This window comes from Methylorubrum rhodinum, assembly GCF_014199935.1.
GTDB lineage: Bacteria > Pseudomonadota > Alphaproteobacteria > Rhizobiales > Beijerinckiaceae > Methylobacterium > Methylobacterium rhodinum.
Window position 1 is genome coordinate 130,933 of sequence record NZ_JACHOP010000006.1, and the last position, 17,500, is coordinate 148,432.

Below are 17,500 nucleotides of genomic sequence, written 5' to 3' on the forward strand. Positions count from 1 at the left end.
GCATAAACCGTGGCATTTGAGGGACTTCGCCGTTTCGGGACGGGGCGTCCCCTTACGCCGCGCGGCGGCGCAGGCGAAGCACGAAACCGATCACCTCCGCAACCGCCCGATAATGCTCGGCGGGAATCTCGTCGTCGACCTCGACGGTGGCGTGGAGCGCGCGGGCCAGCGGCGGGTTCTCCAGTACCGGCACGTCGTGCTTCTTGGCCACCGCGCGGATGCGGAGCGCCAGGGAATCGACGCCCTTGGCGACGCAGATCGGCGCCGCCATGCCGGCCTCGTAGCGCAATGCCACGGCGAAGTGGGTCGGGTTCGTCACGATCACGGTGGCGGTGGGCACGGCGGCCATCATCCGCTTCTTGACCTTGGCCTGCCGCAGCTGGCGCTGGCGGGCCTTCACCTCGGGGCTGCCCTCGCTCTCCTTGTGCTCCTGCTTCATCTCCTCCTTGGACATGCGCAGGCGCGCCTTCCAGCGGTGGCGCTGGTAGAGCGCGTCGCCGAGCGCGATGGCGGCGTAGATCGCCAGCATCCCGCCCATCATCTTCACGGCGAGCGTGAGCGTGGCGGCGAGCGCGGCGCCCGGCTCCAGCTGCGCGAAGGATTCCGCCCGGTCGTGCTCGGCCCAGAGGATCGCGCCGGCCACGACGCCCACGAGGACGATCTTGGCCAGCCCCTTGCCGAAATTGACCCAGGCCTCCATCCCGAACAGCCGCTTCATCCCGGCCATCGGCGAGATGCGCGAGAATTGCGGCATCAGGCTCTGCGCCGTCAGGATCGGCCGGTGCTGCAGGAAGCCCGCACCGAGCCCGGCCACCATCGCGAGGCCGAGCGGGATGGCGAGCGCCTTCAGCCCGATCCAGGCCGCGCGCATGGCGACGCCGAGGAACGTGCCGGGATCGGCCGGCACATCGCCGGCATGGAGCAGGAAGCCGCGCATGTCGCGCGACAGCGCCTCGGCGATGGGCTTGGCGGAGACGATCAGCACGAGCGTCAGCGCCGCCAGGATGAAGAAGGTGTAGATCTCGGGGCTGTTCGGCACGTCGCCGCGCTCGATCGCCTGCTCGATGCGGCGGAAGGTCGGTTCTTCGGTCTTGTCTTCCTGGTCGGTCTCTTCCGCCATCGGTCAGAGCCGCCTCACCGCCCGACGAGCTGGCCGAGATAGCGGCCGAAATCGTCCAGGAACAGGCTCATCAGCAGCCCGAGCGCGCCCGCGAGCAGCAGCATCCCGATCACCACCGAGGCCGGCACCGCGAGAAAGAACACCTGCAATTGCGGCATCAGCCGCGACAGCACGCCGAGCCCGAGATTGAACAGGATCGCGAAGACGATGAACGGGCCGGCGATCCGGACCCCCAGTGCGAAGCTGCGGGCGAAAGCGTCGAGCGCCATCTTGGCCGCATCCCCCAGCGCCGGCAGGCCGGTCGGCGGCAGCACGACGTAGCTGCGGGCGATGCCCTCCAGCGCGAGATGATGCAGGTCGGTCGCCATCACCAGCGTGATGCCGAGGAGCGACAGAAAATTGCCGATGGCGGCCTGCTGCCCGCCCATCGTCGGGTCGACCGTCATGGCGTAGGACAGGCCGAGCTGCTGCGAGATGACGTTGCCGGCGGTGGTCAGCGCGGCGAGCACCATGCGCACGCACAGGCCCAGCATCAGCCCGATCAGGATCTCGCTGAACAGGAGCCCGATCAGCACCGGGGGGGCGAGCGTGCCGTCCACCTTCGGCAGCATCGGCCGGATCACGGGAAACAGCACCAGCGTGACGAGGAGCGCGAGCGCCAGCCGGATCCGGGCGGAGACGAGCTGCTCGCCGACGCCCGGCATCAGCATGATCAGCGTGCCGACCCGGGCGAAGGTGAGGATGAAGGCCGCGGCGAGGCCCGGCAGCAGCAGGTTGAGCGACGGCATCGGCCCGAAAGGTGGTCGCCGGCTTTCGGAAAAAGCCGATGCATGAACAATGCGCGACGCGCGCATTCGCCTCCACCCTACACCACTCCGAACGGGGCATCAGCCACCCGCCGCGATGCGGGCGGCGATGCGAGCCATGTAGGCCGCCATGGCGTCGCCCATGAACGGCAGCATCAGCAGCAGCACCCCGAACACGGTGACGATCTTCGGGACATAGATGAGAGTCTGCTCCTGGATCTGCGTCAGCGCCTGGAACAGCGACACGACGAGGCCGACCAGCAGCGCGACCAGCATCAGGGGCCCGGCCACCTTGAGGAAGACGAAGATGCCGTCGCGGGCGACGTCGAGGATGGCGAGGCCGGTCATTTTTTGGGACTCTTTTGCGGTGCCCCCGCTCCCACCCTCACCCTCATCCTGAGGTGCCGGAGCGAAGCGAAGGCCTCGAAGGAGGGCTCCAGAACCCGCCGTGCTCCCTGGAGCCCTCCTTCGAGGCCGCTGGCGCGGCACCTCAGGATGAGGGGGATGGGTGGGAGGGGACGTTCTCAAAAAACTAGATCGGCATCCGCATGATCTCTTCGTAGGCCGAGATCACCCGGTCGCGCACGGCCACCAGGGTCTGGAGCGCGGTCTCGCTCTCGGCCACCGCGGTGACGACATCGACCACGTTGGCCTTGCCGGCCGCGGCCGAGAGGGCGGCGCGGTCGGCCTTCTCGCCGGACTGGGCCACGCCGTCCAGGGTCTGCTGCAGCAGGCCGGAGAAGCCGGAAGCGCCCGTCGCCTGGACGGGCTTCGGCCCGGTCGGGCGCGAAATCCCTTGAGCGGCGGCGTAGGCGCCCGCGGCGAAGGCGGAACTCGGCATGGTCAGGCCTTCAGGATCTCGAGGGTCTTGGAGATCATCCGCCGGGTCGCGGTGACCATGTTGAGGTTGGCCTCGTAGGAGCGCTGGGCCTCGCGCATGTCCATGTTCTCGATCAGCCCGTTGACGTTGGGCAGGCGCACCTCGCCGCGGGCGTCCGCCGCCGGGTTGCCGGGGTCGTACTTGGTGCGGAACGGCGAGGGGTCGCGCCGCACGCGCCCCGCCTCGACGACGTTGGCGTTCAGCTCGCGGTCGAGGCGGCTGGAGAAGGTCGGGATCTTGCGGCGGTAGGGCTCGCCGCCCGCGGTCGAGGCGGTGGAATCGGCGTTGGCGATGTTCTCGGCGATGATGCGCATCCGCCCGGACTGCGCCTTGAGGCCGGAGGCGGCGATGCCGAGGCTCTTCAGGAAGTCCATCGAATCCCCCTATCAACGCTTGCCGACGGCGATCTTCAGGGCGTCGAGGCTCTTCTGGTAGAGCGAGGCGACGAGCTGATAGTCCGACTGGTTGTCGCCGGCCTTCATCATCTCCTCCTCCAGGTTCACGCCGTTGCCCGAGGGGCGCACCTCGAAGCCCTTGAAGCGGCGCGGGTCGGCGTTGGGCCCACTTTCCGTCGAGAGCCCGAAATGGGCCGGCTCGGTGCGGGCGAGCCCGTCGCCGCCGACCGCGGCGCCGAGCGGCGCGGCGAGCGCGGCCCCCGCGCCGGGGCCGCGCGGTTCGGCGAGGTCGCGGGGCCGAAAATTCGGCAGGTCGGCGTTGGCGACGTTCTCGGCGAGCAGCGCCTGGCGGGCCTGATGCCAGTGCATCCGGGTGCGCAGCATGCCGAGGATGGGCAGGTCGGTGAGGGACATCGGCGACCTTTGGGGAGACCTTGCCGAGGAATCCGGCCGAGAAATCCGGCCATTCGCGGTGTGGGGACGCGAGGACCGGACCCGGCAGAAAATGCCGCCGCCATGGTTAAGGACGCGTTAACCCGGCAAATCCTGCCCGGTCGTCGGCCGGGCTGTGCCGAAACGGGGCAAACCAAGCCGCACGGGCCTGTTAACGAACGATTCGGGTTTGTTGCGGCCGAAACCCGCGGCAGCGATAATCGCGCGGTCTCACGAGCGGGCCCGGATTGGGCCCCGACTGCGAAAGACACGGGTCTTGCAAGCGTTCTTCAGTTCCGACGGGTCGTACGTCGTGCAGTTCCTGGTGATCTTCCTCGTCATCCTGGTTCTGCTGATCGGGGGCTTCCTGCTGTTCCGGAGGCTCTCCGGGCGCGGGATGTCGCTGACGGCGGGGGCGAACGCGCGGGGGCGCCAGCCGCGGCTCGGCATCGTCGACATCTACGAGCTCGACCGGCAGCGCCAGCTCATCCTGCTGCGGCGGGACAACGTGGAGCACCTGCTCCTCGTCGGCGGCCCGAACGACGTGGTGATCGAGCGCCACATCCAGCGCGGCGCGGGCGCCCGCTACGCACCCGACGGCGCCCGCGAGCCGGACCTCGCCGCCGACCCCGCCCTCGACGCCGCACGGGCGGAGAAATTCCTCGACAGTCCGGCGCCGCCCGCCTTCGCGATGCCCGAGGTGGTGCCGCCCGCCGTGCCCGGCGCCGAGCCGCCGCATCCGGAGCGCACGCCGCCGCTCGATCCCGGCCTGTTCGAGCCGGAGACGCCGGCCCCGGCCCGCGCCCGGCCCGCCTCGCCGGTGAGCCGCCTGATCCGGCGCACGCCGCCGCCGCTCGGCGGGGCGGTGCCCGAGGCGGCGCAGGGCACCCCGGCGCCCGCCGTCCAGCCGGTCTCGCTGCCCGCCTCCGAGCCGGTCCCGGAGACGCCGCCCGTCATCGCCGGGCGCGGCCCCCGGCCGGTCGATCCGGCGGTCCTGTCCGACATGGCCCGCCAGCTCCAGGTCGCGCTCAAGCGCCCGTCCTCCGCGGTGACGCCGCCGCCCGGCGGCGCCGAGGTGCCGCCGCTGCCGCCCGCTCCCGACCTCCGCCTCGATCTCCCGCCCGACCCGCTCACCGCCGCGGTGGCTGCGGCCCCGGCCGTGCCGCCGGCGCCCGCACCGGCAAAGCCCGCCGCGCCGCCGCCGCCCGCTCCCACCAAGCCGGCGCCCGCGAAGGCGGAGACGCCCGCCGCGCCCGCGCCCAAGCCTGCGGAAGTGAAGCCTGCGGAAGCGAAGCCGGCGCCCGAACAGACGCCCGAGGTGACCGCCACGCCGGTGCCGGCCCCTCTCAATCCCGCGCCGCCGCCCGCTGCGCCGGCCAAGCCCGCCCCCGCCAAGCCTGCACCCGCCAAACCCGCCGAGGCCGCGCCCAAGCCCGCACCGGAGCCGAAGCCCGCGCCCCAACCGGCGCCCCCCAAGCCGGAGGCTCGAAAACCCGATCCCGCGGCGCCCGCCGCCGAGACCACCGCGCAGAACCCGTTCTCGGTCGAGGAGATCGAAGCCGAGTTCGCCCGCCTGCTCGGCCGCCCACTCGACAACAAGAACTGAGCGGCCGAAACAGGGGGCGCCGGGACCGGCGGATGCCCGTCGGCCGCTCCTGACGACACGCGCGCAACGGAGCCGCTGAGCATGGAGGCGCTCGTCGTCGGAGCGGGGGTGGTCGGGCTCGCGGTCGGGCGGGCTTTGGCGCGGCGCGGGGCCTCCGTCATCGTCGCCGAGGCGGCGGACGCCTTCGGCACCGGCGTCTCGGCCCGCAGCTCTGAGGTGATCCATGGCGGGATGTACTATCCGCCGGGCTCGATCCGCGCCCGCCACTGCGTCGAGGGGCGCCGCCGCCTCGTCGCCTTCTGCGAGAGCCACGGCGTGCCTCACCGGCTCTGCGGCAAGCTGATCGTCGCCACCAGCGAGGGAGAGCGCGCGGCGCTGGAGACCATCTTCGCCCGCGGGCAGACCAACGGCGTCGAGGACCTCGCCTTCCTGGAACGCGACGCGGCCCTCGCGCTGGAGCCGGCGCTCGCCTGCGTGGCCGCGCTGCACTCGCCCGCCACGGGCATCGTCGACAGCCACGCGCTGATGCTGGCGCTGCTCGGCGAGATCGAGGATGCGGGCGGCGCGCTGGCCTTGCGCACCCCGATCCTCTCCGCCGCGCGCCGCGACGGGCGCTGGCGCGTCCGCTTCGGCGGCGAGGCGCCGGACACGCTCGCGGTCGACACCCTCGTCAACGCCGCCGGCATCGGGGCGCAGGCGCTGGCCCGAACCATCGAGGGCGTCGAGCCGGCGCGGGTGCCGCGTCAGGTGCTCGCCAAGGGCAGCTATTTCGGCTGCACCGGCCGGCCCGCCTTCTCGCGGCTGATCTACCCGGCCCCGGTCGAGGGGGGCTTGGGCATCCACCTCACCCTCGATCTCGCCGGGCGCATGCGCTTCGGCCCCGATGTCGAGTGGGTCGAGGCCGAGGACTTTTCGGTCGATCCGAACCGCGCCGAGGCCTTCGCCGCAGCGATCCGACGCTACTGGCCGGCTCTGACCGCGGATCGCCTGACGCCGGACTATGCCGGCCTCCGCCCCAAGCTCACCGGCCCCGGCGAGCCGGCCGCCGACTTCCTGATCGAGGGCCCTGAGGCGCACGGCCTGCCCGGCCTCGTTCAACTCTTCGGCATCGAGAGCCCCGGCCTGACCTCGTCGCTGTCGCTCGCCGAGGCGGTGGCGGACCGGCTGTGCGCCTGAACCTTTCCGCCCCTCGCGCAACGGGCACGGATCGCGCATAGACGGCTCGGGCGGCCTCACGGCCGAACGGGACCGAATCGATGCAGATCGCCACGCCCTACCTGATGTTCCTCGGCGACGTGCCGGACACCCTCGCCGCCAAGACCGCCTACGGCATCAACGACTGGCGGCCCGAATGGTGCGTCGGGCAGCTCCGCATGGAAGGCTGCGCCGCCGATCTCGGCATCCCGGACCTGACGCTGACGCAGGCCGTCGGACGAGGCTGCAGGACCATGGTGATCGGCGTCGCCAACGCGGGCGGCGTGCTGCCCGAGCACTGGGTCGCCGAGATCGTCGCGGGCCTGGAGGCCGGGCTCGACGTGGCGAGCGGCCTGCACGTGCGGCTCGGCTCGATCCCGGCGATCGCCGAGGCCGCGGAGCGCACCGGCCGCGCCCTGCACGATGTCCGCCACAGCTCCGAAACGTTTCCGACCGGCAAGGGCACCAAGCGCCCCGGCCTTCGGCTCCTCACCGTCGGCACCGATTGCTCGGTGGGCAAGAAGTACACCGCGCTCGCCCTGGAGAAGGGCATGCGCGCGCGGGGGCTCGACGCCGATTTCCGCGCCACCGGCCAGACCGGCGTGTTCATCTCCGGCCGGGGCGTGGCCATCGACGCGGTGGTGGCCGACTTCATCTCCGGCGCCGTCGAGTGGGTCTCGCCCGCCGCCGATCCTCGTCACTGGGACCTGATCGAGGGCCAGGGCTCGCTGTTCCATCCGTCGTTCGCCGGCGTCAGCCTCGGCCTGCTGCACGGGGCGCAGGCCGACGCCTTCGTGGTCTGCCACGAGCCGACCCGCACCCGCATGCGCGGCGTCGAGGCGCGCCTGCCGACGATCCAGCAGGTGATCGACCTCACGGTGCAACTCGGGCGGCTCACCAATCCCGACATCCGCCCCGTCGGCATCGCCGTGAACACGCAGGGACTGCCCGAGCCGCGGGCCCGCGCGCTGCTCGAGGAAGCGGTAGCCGCCCACGGCCTGCCCGCGACCGATCCGGTGCGCTTCGGCGTCGAGGGCATCCTGGATCGCTTGGCCGCCGAGTTTCCGGCTTGAGGAGGTCTTCGAAACAATGTCGCGCCGCCTCTCCGTCGCCGTCGAGCGCTTTCCGATCGCGGGCGCCTTCACCATCGCCCGCGGCAGCCGAACCGAGGCCGTCGTCGTCACCGCCACGATCGAGGACGGCGACATCCGCGGACGGGGCGAGTGCGTGCCCTATGCCCGCTACGGCGAGAGCGTCGAGAGCGTCGCCGCGGCGATCGAAGCGCAGGCCGAGTGGCTGGCGAACGGCGGCGCCCGCTCGGACCTGTTCGAGCGGCTGGGGCCGGGGGCGGCCCGCAACGCGATCGACTGCGCCCTGTGGGATTTCGAGGCCAAGCGCCAGGGCCGCCCGGCCTGGGCGATCGCCGGCCTGTCCGAGCCCGGCCCGGTCACCACCGCCTACACGCTCAGCCTCGGCGCGCCGGAGGCGATGGAGGAGTCCGCCCGCAACGCCGCGCACCGCCCGCTGCTGAAGGTGAAGCTCGGCGGCGAGGGCGATCCGGAGCGCATCGCCGCCGTGCGCCGCGGCGCGCCGGATGCGCGGCTGATCGTCGATGCCAACGAGGCGTGGCGGGCGGACACGATCGAGGCCAACCTCGCGGCCTGCGCGGCGGCGGGCGTGGCGCTGATCGAGCAGCCGCTCCCGGCCGGCGAGGACGACCTGCTGGCCGACATCTCCCGAAGAATCCCGATCTGCGCCGACGAGAGCCTGCACGACCGGGCCGGGCTCGACGCCCTGGCCAAGCGCTACGACGCGATCAACATCAAGCTCGACAAGGCCGGCGGCCTCACCGAGGCGATCCGGCTGGCGCACGAGGCCCGCGCCCGTGGCTTCGAGATCATGGTCGGCTGCATGGTCGGCACCTCGCTCGCCATGGCGCCCGCCATGCTGATCGCCCACCACGCGGCCTATGTCGATCTCGACGGCCCCCTGCTGTTGGCGCAGGATCGCGAACCGGCGCTGCGCTACGAGGGCAGCATCGTGCATCCGCCGCTGGCGGAATTGTGGGGGTGACGGGCGAGATTGGACGGCTGAACGGGGCCGACGCTTCTCCCACTCGCGCCCTCATCCTGAGGCGCCGTAGCGAAGCGGAGGCCTCGAAGGAGCGCTCCAGGGATCGCGCGGCTGCTGGAGGCCTCCTTCGAGGCTGAGCTGACGCTCAGCACCTCAGGATGAGGGGGATGGATGGGGCGAGCGAGGCCTCGCCTTCAATGCACGCCCGCACCCCGCCACGGCACCTGCCGGTCGCTCGCCGACAACGTGTCGGCGGAGTGTGGCTGACCCGTCAGTCGCCGGGCCACCGCCTCGCCGCCGAGCCGAAGGGCCTCCGTCCGCGCCTCCGGCGGCAACGAGGCCGCGAGACCTGCGAGGCTGCCCGTCGTCATCTCCACGGTCGAGCGCAGACCCGCGGTGTCGACGCCCCCGGAGCCCGAGCCCTGGCGTGCGGCGGCGAGGTAGGAGAGGACGCCGATCACCAGGGCGGCGCGAAGGAGGAACGTCATGGGTCCGGTCCGGGCAGGCGGCCGGGGCCGCGTCGGGGAGCGGGCTTCAGAATGCCACCGGCCCGTGAGCGAACCGACCCCGCGGGAGCCCTGAAACCGCGCCGATGCGCGGACGTGGTGAACGAAGGCTTGTCCGACCCCCGTTCCCCTTCACGATCCGCCCCGCGCGCCCTGTGGACAGCGGCGGAAAAGCCGTCCGAACCGGCCGCGCCGGGGCCGTCCGGATGGGGCGATGGACGGCAACCGACCGACCCTTTTCATCCTCGCTTAAACCGCCTCTGCGACGGTTCGGGGGTTCGAAACGAGCAGTCGAGGGGCGCGGGACGGGGGCCGGATACGGCCCGACATCCGGCGCTGTGCGTGGTGGTGTTGCGTAACGACGGTACCCTTGCCTCCCTCTTCGATGCCCGGCTCGCCGGGCTCGTCCACGCCTCGGCCCTGCCGGAGCCCGGCGTGCGGTTCCGCCACGAGCGCTTCCTCGTCTCGCGGCTCGCCACCGGCGCCGTGATGATGGCCGCGCTCCCGCCCTACCTCGTCTGGCGCGGGGTCCCGAGCGGCGTCGAGGCGATGGCCATCGCCAGCCTGTTCCTGCCGGTGCTGGCCGCCGTCGTGCTGTCGCGCACCGGCTCGCTCTGGATCGCCCACGCCCTGTCTTCGGCCGGCCTGACCGGCCTCCTCGTGTGCCTGGCCGCGCTGACCGGCGGCGCGAGTTCGGCCGCCGCGATCTGGCTCGTGGCGGTGCCGCTGGAGGCGATGGTGTCCGGCTCGCGCCGCGCCACGCTCGCCGCCGCGATCATCGCCGTCCTCGGCGCGCTGGCGGTCGCCATCTCCGGCCATCTCCCCCTCGACGTCCCGGCCCTCGACTGGCCGAACGCGGTGGCGCTGCCGGTCTTCGCCATCACGGCGATCGGCCACATCACCGCGCAGGCGATCGAGCATATCCGCCGCGAGGGCGAGTGGCGCACCCGCATGCAGGACAACGAGGCCCGCGACCGCCTGCTGCTCTCGGCCATCGACGACCTCGTGACGTGGCACGACGCCAACGGCCGGGTGCTGGAAGCGAGCGGCTCGTCGGCCCGCTTCGTCGGCGCCGATCCCGGCCGCCTGCGCGGCCACGGCCTGCTCGACCGCGTCCATATCGGCGACCGTCCGGCCCTGCTCCAGGCGATCAGCGACGTCGCCGCCACCGGTACGCCGGCCACGGTTCCCTTCCGCCTCCACCTCGACGCGCCCCGCGCCGACGGCGAGCGCACCATCCATGCCGAGATGCGCGCCCACCGGATCGAATCCGCGCTCTCCGGCGCCAACGGCGGCACCGTCGTGGCGGTCACCCGCGACGTGTCCGAGCACCGCCGCCGCGCGGCCGAACTCGACCGTGCCCGCACCGAAGCCGAGCGCGCCGACGAGGTGAAGACGCACTTCCTCGCCACCGTCAGCCACGAACTGCGCACGCCCTTGAACGCCATCATCGGCTTCTCCGACGTGCTGGCGGGCGAAGGCGCCATGACGCTCTCGGCCGAGCGGGCGCAGGAATATGCCGGCATCATCGGCAATTCGGGCCGCCACCTCCTCGACGTGGTCAACACGCTGCTCGACATCTCGCGCATCCGCAGCGGCCATTTCGACTTCCAGCCCGAGCCGATCGATGTCGAGGCGCTGATCCGCGGCTGCTGCGATCTGATGCGGCTGAAGGCCGACGCCTCGGGGGTGGCGCTGAGCTTCGCCCCGGTCCCGGCCGGCAGCGCGTTCGTCGCCGACGCCCGCGCCTGCCGCCAGATGCTGATCAACCTGATCTCCAACGCGGTGAAGTTCACGCCGCGGGGCGGGCGGGTCGAGGTGCTGGTCCGCCGCGGCGGCGGCTATCTCGACCTCGTCGTGGCCGACGACGGCATCGGCGTCGCCGAGGCCGACCTGCCGCGGCTCGGCGACCCCTTCTTCCAGGTCGGCGGCGGCTACGGCCGCAGCCACGAGGGGACCGGGCTCGGCCTCTCGGTGGTGCGCGGGCTCGCGGGCCTGCACGGCGGCTCGGTCTCGGTCGAGAGCGCGCCGGGCAAGGGCACGCTGGTCGCCGTCACGCTGCCGCTCGATTGCAGCCGCGCCCGCGGCACCGACGAGCCGGCGCCGATCCGCACCTCGGTGCGGGGGGCGGCCCCCGAGATCGCGCCGGAGCCGATCCGCCTGCCGGTCGGCCTGTTCGATCCGGCCCCCGCCGCCCGCCCGCCGATGCGGCGGGCCGGGTGAGGACATCGATACCGGACGGCGATGAGCGAACTCATGGCCGTCCGCCCACGCGCAAGGGGCCGAGGCTCGGCGGCGGTCCTCCGCCGGGCGCGCCGAGCCCGACCATCGGTCGGAATCGGCGCACTTGAGGAAGAAACCGAAGGAGTTGCGTGATGCGGGAGACACCCGCCGGACGGGATCGGCGCGACATCGTCGTGCCGGGCGACATGCGCGAGGGACGGGGCAAGGCCGCCCCGCGCCGGACGAAGCGGGTCGCGGCGGCGCCGGGCGACCCCGGCGCAGGCCTCGCCTTCGCCCGCGCCGCGGCGGCCCTGTGCCTGCGCCATCCGGGCGGTGCCCTCGGCACGCTCGCCGGGCTCGGCGCCGCCCTCTACGTCTGCCTCAACGCGGTCGGCTTCCAAGAGGGGCGCCACCCGGCGCCGATCCTGCCCACCGTCGAGGCCAAGGCCTCGGCGCCCAGAGCCGCCGAGGCGAAGCTGAACGAAGCGAAACCCGCCGCCGCCCGGCCCGCTCCGGCGCGGGAGGTCCGCGCGGAAGCGCCGGCTCCGGCGCCCCGCGACCCGATCGCCGACATGATCCGCTCGGGCGAGACCACCGCCTCGGTGACGCCGAAGCCATCCGTGAAGGACGCAGCGGCCAAGTTCGATCCGGCCAAGCTCGATTCGGCCAAGCCCGATCCGATGGTCGCCCGCGCCCAGCGCGCCCTGTCGAAGCTCGGCTATGGCCCGCTCAAGGACGACGGCCTGATGGGCCCCGGCACCAAGGCCGCCCTCGAGCGGTTCGAGCGCGACCGCAAGCTGCCGGTGAAGGGCGAGGCCGCCGGCCGGACGCTGCGCGAACTGACCGCCAAGGCCTCCGCCGCACAGGGCTGAGCTGCGGCTCGACGGGGCGGGGGAGGGGGCCTATCAGGCGCCCATGCCACGCCTGCGTTCCGATTTCTGGGTCTCCGCCCATCTGCGCCGCCTCAACGGCGAAGGCGTGCCGGCGGTGCTGCGGCGGCGCGGGGCGGCGGAGGCCGGGGCGATCTTCGTGAAGGTCGACCGGCTCGACGGCACCGCCGACCTGTTCGGCCCGGCCCCGCAAGCGCTGATCACCGAGGCGGAGGACGGCGAGCGCCGCTTCGGCCCGCTGCTGTCGGCCGTGCCGTCCTACGAGGTCGAGGAGCGCCTGACCCGCGAGCTGCGCTTCGATTCCGATCTCTGGATCGTCGAGATCGACGACGCCCGGGACCGGCACGCGCTCCCGCTCGCCGAATAACGTCCGGGCTTCGTCGGGAGACGTCCCGTCCGTCGCCCTCAGATCGTGCGGCGCAGCCGCGACGGCAGGGCGGGGCGGACGGTCGCCGCGGCGGCGCGGGGCTTGGCCGTCTCGGGTCCGTGGAACGGGCGGTGCTCGGCTTGCGAGCCGCGCTCCAGCACGGGGGCCCCGAGTATGGCCGAGAGCAGGTCGCGGGCGCCGGCCCGGCTGGTCTCGCGGAACAGCGTGACGAGGGAGAAGACCCGCTCCACCGAGCGCGCCACGGCGTCGTTGAGGGTGAGGAACACGAACACGGCCTCGCCCTCGCGGAGATCCGCGGCCCGCAGCGCCAGCGTCAGCAGATCGTAGCGGGAGGCCGGATCGGGGGCGGCGCCGAGATAGTCCTGCGGCAGGCCGAGTCCTTCGCCCAGCGTCGCGATGAAGCCGGTCACGTCGCGGGCATGCGTGCGCTCGACCAGCGCCGACGCGAGCGATCGGGGGGCTTGCGGGCAGGGCCGGAGCGCCGCCGTGGCCTCCACCGCCTCGCCGATCGCCCGGCGCCCGTCCGAGCCGGCATGCAGCCAGAGCGGCGCGAGGTCGGCGGCGGGAATGTCGGGCCGGGCCAGCAGGATGCGGGCGAGGTCGGCCTCGCGGCGGGCGCGGGCGAGCAGCCGCTCCAGCACCCGCGTGCCGATCAGGATGCCGGGGTTCTCGGCGAGCGCCCGGTCGGCCTCCGCCTGATCCTGCGGCGCGCGCGCAGGCGCGACGTCGAGGCCGCGGGTGGCCAGCGCCGCCCGCACCGCCTCCGGCAGGTCGGGGCAGCCGCCGAGCTTGTCCGCGACGATGGCCGCCGTCGCCTCGTCCACCGTCGGGATCAGCCCCGCCGCGAGCGACTCGAAGGCGTGGATCATCGCCCGGTCACGGCTGGGCGCGGCGACGAACATGTCGGTCTGCACCCGCAGGATCACGGGCTTCAGGTCGAGCGCGGGATCGCGCGACAACTCGATGAGGCCGGACAGGTCCGGCGTGTCGGAGACCGATGCGGGCATGGCACTTCGTTGACGCGGGACGCTACGAGCCCCGAGTAGAACGGTTCTGCGTGAATCGACCTTTAAGGGCGCTGCCCGAGGCCTGTCCCGCGACGGGGACGCCGCGCCCTCCGAGCGGTCGTCCGGGCTCGATCCGCCGCGTCACGCGGGAGCGGACCGAGCCCGGAACCGCGCCGCCGTCGCCAGCAGGCGGTAGAGCACCAGCGCGTTGAGCCCGTGCCAGAGGAAGTGCGTCCCGAGCGGCAGCGCGGCGCAAGCCCGCGCGTCGAGGGTGCGGAAGGCGAGCGAGACGACGAAGAGCGCCCCCGTCCCCAGCACTGCGCGGCCCGCCCAGGGCACGCGCCGCGCCAGCCCCAGGCCGACGCCGAGGAGCGCCAGAAGCGCGGGTAGGTAATCGATCGAACCGTTGGTGAGCGCCGCCACGTCGCGGCCGGTCAGTGCGTCGAGGGCGGGCGCCAGGCCGAAGCCGGCCCCGGCGAAGGCGAGCGTGGCCAGAGCGGCGAGCCCGGGCCGGAGCCCGAAGAAGCGGGCCAGGGCGAGCCCGAAATAGCCATGGATGAACACCGCGATCGGGATCACGTCGGCGAGCATCGACCAGCGGTTGGCGAGCGTATGGAACAGGAACGAGCCGATCCCGACCACGGCCACCACGCAGGCGAGCGCCAGCACCGGACGGTCGCCCCGCGCCCGCAGGGCCGCCGCCACCGCGGCGACGAGGAAGGCGGCGTTGGTTGCCGCGTTGACGGGCTCGGACCAGAAGGCGGCGTCGGTGCGCTCGCAATAGGCCCGGACCGGCTCGAACCAGGATGGGTTCATTTCGTTCTTTTCGCCTCAAGCGCCGGCGCCCGCCTCCGCGGGCTTAGGCTTCTCGCTTCGCTCGTCGGCCTCGCCTCGCGCCGAGGCCCGCTGCGCTCTTCGCGCCCGACCGTACGGACCTGCCGCACGACCCGAGGGTTCGTCGTATCCGCTGTTGCCCACCGATCGCCTTGCCAGCGCGGCGCGAAGGCCCGATGACGATGCCGTCGGTCGCGCCGTTCGCGCTTTGGGGCCCCATGCGGATCACCACCTGGAACGTCAACTCGATCAAGCAGCGGGTCGGGCATCTCCTCGGCTTCCTCGACGAGGCGCGGCCCGACGTGGTGTGCCTGCAGGAGCTGAAATGCCAGGACGCCGCCTTCCCCCGCGCGGAGATCGAGGCGGCGGGCTACGCGGTCGAGACGCTGGGGCAGAAGGCCTATAACGGCGTCGCCCTGCTGGTGCGCCAGCCGCTGGCCGCCACCCAACTCCTGCGCGGCCTGCCGGGCGACGCAGCTGACGAGCAGGCCCGCTACATCGAGGCGCGGATCGCGGGCGAAGGCGTCGCGCCGGTGCGGGTCGCCGCGATCTACCTGCCCAACGGCAACCCGGCGCCGGGGCCGAAATACGCCTACAAGCTCGCCTTCATGGAGCGCCTGCGCCGGCATGCCCGCGCCCTCATGGCGAGCGAGGACGCCCTGGTGCTGGCCGGGGACTTCAACGTGATCCCCGAGCCCGAGGACGCCGCCGACCCCGCCGCCTGGACCCAGGACGCGCTGTTCCTGCCCGAAACCCGGAAGGCCTTCCGGGCGCTGCTGGCGGAGGGCTTCACCGATGCCCTGCGCGCCTGCGACCCGAGCCCGGGCCTCTACACCTTCTGGGACTATCAGGCCGGCTGCTGGCCGCGGAACCAGGGCATCCGCATCGATCACCTGCTGCTCTCGCCCCAGGCCGCCGACCGCCTCGTCTCGGCCTCGGTGCAGCGCCACCTGCGCGGCCTGGAGAAACCCTCCGACCACGTGCCGGTGACGGTGGAGCTGAGCGACGCCTGATCCGGTCCGCAAGGCGGCGCCCGCGCCCCGGCCATCCTCAGATTCGCCGCTTTTTTCGAGGATCCGGGACGCGGCGTCCGGTCCTCCGCCCGCGCGGCCTCGCGCGGCGGCCGGTCCGCGTCACGTCGACCGGCAGGGCCTTGCAACCGTGATACGCTTCGAGAACGTCAGCAAGTTCTACTCCGTCTACGGCAAGCGGCGCGTCATCCTCGATCGGGTGAACTTCACCCTGAGGCCGGACGTCAGCTACGGCATCATGGGGATCAACGGCGCCGGCAAGTCGACCACCCTGCGCCTGCTCGCGGGCGTCGAGGAGCCCAGCCGCGGCCGCATCACCCGGCGGCAGCGGGTCTCCTGGCCGATCGGCTTCGCGGGCGGCTTCAACCCGAAGATGACCGGGCGCGACAACGTCATCTTCGTCTCGCGCATCTACGGCGAGGACCCGCGCAAGGTGCTGGAATTCGTCGAGGACTTCGCCGAACTCGGCAACTACATCAACATGCCGACCAGCACCTACTCCTCCGGCATGGGCGCGCGCCTCGCCTTCGGGGTGAGCATGGCGATCCCGTTCGACACCTACCTCATCGACGAGATCCTCGCGGTCGGCGACGCGCGGATGCAGAAGCGCTGCAAGGAGCTCTTCGCCAAGCGGCGCGAGACCGCCAACGTGATCCTGATCTCGCACTCGGCGGAGCAGATCCGCACGTATTGCAGCCAGGCCGTCATTCTCGTGAACGGCCAGGCGGTCGTCTACGACAAGGTCGACGAGGCGATTTCGGCCTATCGCCGCCTGAACGGCTGATCCCGGACACGGTTTCGCCGCGAGCCCGCGCAAGAGCGCGATCCGGGCGCCCGGCGCCGAACCTTCGCCAACGTAAACGAGGGCGCATGAGCACCGAAGTCAGCACCCCGTCCGGCGCACCCCTGACGACCGGGGAACGGTCGACGGCGGTCGCCGAGTCGCTCAAGCGGTTCGCCCGCATCGCCCGCCACACGGACCGCAAGAAGGGCATCCGCGCCTACCGGACCCACATCAAGCGCGATCCCGTGATCCCGCTGCTGTTCGTGCTGGTGTTCGTGCTGCCGACGCTCGCCGTGACCGGCTACCTCTACTTCGTGGCCTCGGACCGCTACGTGACGGAGGCCCGCTTCACCCTGCGGCCGGCGCTGGGCAGCGTCGACAAGGTCGACAACGAGAAGACCGGCACCGATTCGAGTCTGCCCAAGCAGATGATCGCCCAAGACACGATGATCACCTCGAACTACATCAACAGCCGGCAGATGGTCGAAACCCTAGAGCGGCAGATGCCGATCCGGGAGATGTTCAGCCGCGACAGTATCGACTTCCTGTCCCGCGCTTCGCAGGACGCACCGATCGAGCGCTTCATGCGCTACTGGCCCAAGCGGGTCCAAACCTCGACGGAGACACATTCGGGCATCATCACGCTCACCGTCTCCGCCTTCGATCCGAACGAGTCCTACCGGCTCACCCAGGCGATCCTGGCCGAGAGCGAGCGGAAGGTGAACGAGCTCAGCGAGAAGGCCCGCAACGCGGCGCTCGTCGAGACCACCCGCGAACTGGCCCATGCCGAAGAGCGCTTGATCAAGACCCGCCTCGCCGTGCGCGAACTGCGCAACCGCGGCGGCGTCCTCGATGCGGCGGCGACCAACACCGCCAACCTCACGATGATCTCCGAGCTGCGCAAGCAGCGCATCGATCTGGCGGTGCAACTCACCCTCGGCCTTCGCGACCTCGCCCCGGACACCCGCCCGATCCGCGACATCAAGACCCAGATCCGCGATCTCGACGAGACCATCGACAAGATCGAGCGCCAGACGGCGAGCACGGACCCGACCCAGAAGAAGGTGCTGTCGGATCTGCTCGGCCAGTTCGAGGCCTTCGACAACCAGCGCAAGGATGCCGAGAGCTATTACGGCCGGGTGCTGTCCGCCAACGAGGCGGCGCGCATCGTGGCGGCCCGGCAAGTCGAGTTCTTCACGCCGGTGGTCGAGCCGATCCTTCCGATCTCGTCGGTCGAGCCGAAGCGCGCCCTGTGGGCGAGCGTCGCCACCCTCGTCGCGATGCTGATGTTCGGGCTCTCGGTGGTGATCCGCAAATACGTCTTCAGCTGA

At 72.1% G+C, this 17,500-nt stretch carries 19 protein-coding genes; 10 read left to right on the forward strand and 9 right to left on the reverse strand.

What is annotated here, in order from left to right; all coding sequences use genetic code 11:
* Nucleotides 1-52 precede the first annotated feature (52 nt).
* From flhB to flgB, 6 genes are all read right to left on the reverse strand, one after another.
* Nucleotides 53-1,120: a flagellar biosynthesis protein FlhB gene (gene flhB / locus HNR00_RS09705; protein WP_183568572.1), complete on the reverse strand. Its 1,068-nt coding sequence runs from the start codon at nt 1,118-1,120 to the stop codon at nt 53-55.
* Nucleotides 1,121-1,134: 14 nt separating this feature from the next.
* Complete coding sequence (fliR, locus tag HNR00_RS09710) at nt 1,135-1,908, reverse strand: flagellar biosynthetic protein FliR (RefSeq protein ID WP_183568575.1); 774 nt, start codon at nt 1,906-1,908, stop codon at nt 1,135-1,137.
* A 99-nt stretch (nt 1,909-2,007) separates the two neighbouring features.
* Nucleotides 2,008-2,274: a flagellar biosynthesis protein FliQ gene (fliQ, locus tag HNR00_RS09715; protein ID WP_056247544.1), complete on the reverse strand. Its 267-nt coding sequence runs from the start codon at nt 2,272-2,274 to the stop codon at nt 2,008-2,010.
* Between the two features lie 184 nt (nt 2,275-2,458).
* Nucleotides 2,459-2,767 (reverse strand): flagellar hook-basal body complex protein FliE, encoded by a 309-nt coding sequence (fliE, locus tag HNR00_RS09720; protein ID WP_183568578.1) that lies wholly within the window; start codon nt 2,765-2,767, stop codon nt 2,459-2,461.
* 2 nt (nt 2,768-2,769) lie between these two features.
* On the reverse strand, nt 2,770-3,180 hold the full coding sequence (gene flgC / locus HNR00_RS09725) for a flagellar basal body rod protein FlgC (protein ID WP_183568581.1): 411 nt from the start codon (nt 3,178-3,180) through the stop codon (nt 2,770-2,772).
* A gap of 12 nt (nt 3,181-3,192) precedes the next feature.
* The gene (gene flgB, locus HNR00_RS09730; protein ID WP_183568584.1) at nt 3,193-3,615 is read right to left on the reverse strand and encodes a flagellar basal body rod protein FlgB; all 423 of its coding nucleotides are present in this window, start codon (nt 3,613-3,615) and stop codon (nt 3,193-3,195) included.
* Nucleotides 3,616-3,910: 295 nt separating this feature from the next.
* Between flgB and HNR00_RS09735 the strand changes: the two genes are divergently transcribed.
* From HNR00_RS09735 to dgcA, 4 genes are all read left to right on the forward strand, one after another.
* On the forward strand, nt 3,911-5,239 hold the full coding sequence (locus tag HNR00_RS09735) for a hypothetical protein (RefSeq protein ID WP_183568587.1): 1,329 nt from the start codon (nt 3,911-3,913) through the stop codon (nt 5,237-5,239).
* Nucleotides 5,240-5,320: 81 nt separating this feature from the next.
* Nucleotides 5,321-6,415: an NAD(P)/FAD-dependent oxidoreductase gene (locus HNR00_RS09740; protein ID WP_183568590.1), complete on the forward strand. Its 1,095-nt coding sequence runs from the start codon at nt 5,321-5,323 to the stop codon at nt 6,413-6,415.
* An 80-nt stretch (nt 6,416-6,495) separates the two neighbouring features.
* Nucleotides 6,496-7,506, forward strand: a complete 1,011-nt coding sequence (gene dgcN / locus HNR00_RS09745; protein ID WP_183568594.1) for an N-acetyltransferase DgcN — start codon at nt 6,496-6,498, stop codon at nt 7,504-7,506.
* Nucleotides 7,507-7,522: 16 nt separating this feature from the next.
* Nucleotides 7,523-8,506, forward strand: coding sequence for an N-acetyl-D-Glu racemase DgcA (gene dgcA / locus HNR00_RS09750; protein WP_183568597.1), 984 nt, complete (start codon nt 7,523-7,525; stop codon nt 8,504-8,506).
* Between the two features lie 194 nt (nt 8,507-8,700).
* Here the strand turns inward: dgcA and HNR00_RS09755 are convergent, their stop codons facing one another.
* Entirely contained in the window at nt 8,701-8,994 is a 294-nt protein-coding gene (locus HNR00_RS09755) for a hypothetical protein (protein WP_183568601.1), read from the reverse strand.
* Nucleotides 8,995-9,354: 360 nt separating this feature from the next.
* Here HNR00_RS09755 and HNR00_RS09760 point away from each other — a divergent pair, with 360 nt between their 5' ends.
* From HNR00_RS09760 to HNR00_RS09770, 3 genes are all read left to right on the forward strand, one after another.
* The gene (locus tag HNR00_RS09760) at nt 9,355-11,235 is read left to right on the forward strand and encodes a sensor histidine kinase (protein WP_183568604.1); all 1,881 of its coding nucleotides are present in this window, start codon (nt 9,355-9,357) and stop codon (nt 11,233-11,235) included.
* 152 nt (nt 11,236-11,387) lie between these two features.
* The gene (locus HNR00_RS09765; RefSeq protein ID WP_183568607.1) at nt 11,388-12,107 is read left to right on the forward strand and encodes a peptidoglycan-binding domain-containing protein; all 720 of its coding nucleotides are present in this window, start codon (nt 11,388-11,390) and stop codon (nt 12,105-12,107) included.
* Nucleotides 12,108-12,150: 43 nt separating this feature from the next.
* Nucleotides 12,151-12,492, forward strand: coding sequence for a DUF1491 family protein (locus HNR00_RS09770; RefSeq protein WP_183568610.1), 342 nt, complete (start codon nt 12,151-12,153; stop codon nt 12,490-12,492).
* Nucleotides 12,493-12,530: 38 nt separating this feature from the next.
* Here HNR00_RS09770 and HNR00_RS09775 read toward each other — a convergent pair whose 3' ends face one another.
* Both HNR00_RS09775 and HNR00_RS09780 read right to left on the reverse strand, forming a co-directional pair.
* Complete coding sequence (locus HNR00_RS09775) at nt 12,531-13,520, reverse strand: hypothetical protein (RefSeq protein ID WP_183568613.1); 990 nt, start codon at nt 13,518-13,520, stop codon at nt 12,531-12,533.
* A gap of 141 nt (nt 13,521-13,661) precedes the next feature.
* Nucleotides 13,662-14,336 (reverse strand): hypothetical protein, encoded by a 675-nt coding sequence (locus HNR00_RS09780; RefSeq protein ID WP_183568616.1) that lies wholly within the window; start codon nt 14,334-14,336, stop codon nt 13,662-13,664.
* 236 nt (nt 14,337-14,572) lie between these two features.
* On the opposite strand from HNR00_RS09780, the gene xth reads away from it, so the two are divergent.
* From xth to HNR00_RS09795, 3 genes are all read left to right on the forward strand, one after another.
* Nucleotides 14,573-15,367, forward strand: a complete 795-nt coding sequence (gene xth / locus HNR00_RS09785) for an exodeoxyribonuclease III (protein WP_183568917.1) — start codon at nt 14,573-14,575, stop codon at nt 15,365-15,367.
* A 148-nt stretch (nt 15,368-15,515) separates the two neighbouring features.
* Complete coding sequence (locus HNR00_RS09790) at nt 15,516-16,169, forward strand: ABC transporter ATP-binding protein (RefSeq protein WP_183568619.1); 654 nt, start codon at nt 15,516-15,518, stop codon at nt 16,167-16,169.
* 86 nt (nt 16,170-16,255) lie between these two features.
* Nucleotides 16,256-17,500 carry a KpsE/RkpR family capsule polysaccharide export protein gene (locus HNR00_RS09795; protein WP_183568622.1) on the forward strand — a complete coding sequence of 415 codons (1,245 nt, stop codon included), beginning with the start codon at nt 16,256-16,258 and terminating at the stop codon, nt 17,498-17,500.

Coding starts and splice junctions, on each gene's coding strand:
- flgB (WP_183568584.1), bottom strand. CDS start 3,615: ATGTCCCTCACCGACCTGCCCATCCTCGGCATGCTGCGCACCCGGATG.
- HNR00_RS09795 (WP_183568622.1), top strand. CDS start 16,256: ATGAGCACCGAAGTCAGCACCCCGTCCGGCGCACCCCTGACGACCGGG.
- flgC (WP_183568581.1), bottom strand. CDS start 3,180: ATGGACTTCCTGAAGAGCCTCGGCATCGCCGCCTCCGGCCTCAAGGCG.
- fliR (WP_183568575.1), bottom strand. CDS start 1,908: ATGCCGTCGCTCAACCTGCTGCTGCCGGGCCTCGCCGCGGCCTTCATC.
- dgcA (WP_183568597.1), top strand. CDS start 7,523: ATGTCGCGCCGCCTCTCCGTCGCCGTCGAGCGCTTTCCGATCGCGGGC.
- xth (WP_183568917.1), top strand. CDS start 14,573: ATGCGGATCACCACCTGGAACGTCAACTCGATCAAGCAGCGGGTCGGG.
- flhB (WP_183568572.1), bottom strand. CDS start 1,120: ATGGCGGAAGAGACCGACCAGGAAGACAAGACCGAAGAACCGACCTTC.
- HNR00_RS09770 (WP_183568610.1), top strand. CDS start 12,151: ATGCCACGCCTGCGTTCCGATTTCTGGGTCTCCGCCCATCTGCGCCGC.
- fliQ (WP_056247544.1), bottom strand. CDS start 2,274: ATGACCGGCCTCGCCATCCTCGACGTCGCCCGCGACGGCATCTTCGTC.
- HNR00_RS09765 (WP_183568607.1), top strand. CDS start 11,388: ATGCGGGAGACACCCGCCGGACGGGATCGGCGCGACATCGTCGTGCCG.
- fliE (WP_183568578.1), bottom strand. CDS start 2,767: ATGCCGAGTTCCGCCTTCGCCGCGGGCGCCTACGCCGCCGCTCAAGGG.
- HNR00_RS09775 (WP_183568613.1), bottom strand. CDS start 13,520: ATGCCCGCATCGGTCTCCGACACGCCGGACCTGTCCGGCCTCATCGAG.
- dgcN (WP_183568594.1), top strand. CDS start 6,496: ATGCAGATCGCCACGCCCTACCTGATGTTCCTCGGCGACGTGCCGGAC.
- HNR00_RS09740 (WP_183568590.1), top strand. CDS start 5,321: ATGGAGGCGCTCGTCGTCGGAGCGGGGGTGGTCGGGCTCGCGGTCGGG.
- HNR00_RS09780 (WP_183568616.1), bottom strand. CDS start 14,336: ATGAACCCATCCTGGTTCGAGCCGGTCCGGGCCTATTGCGAGCGCACC.
- HNR00_RS09755 (WP_183568601.1), bottom strand. CDS start 8,994: ATGACGTTCCTCCTTCGCGCCGCCCTGGTGATCGGCGTCCTCTCCTAC.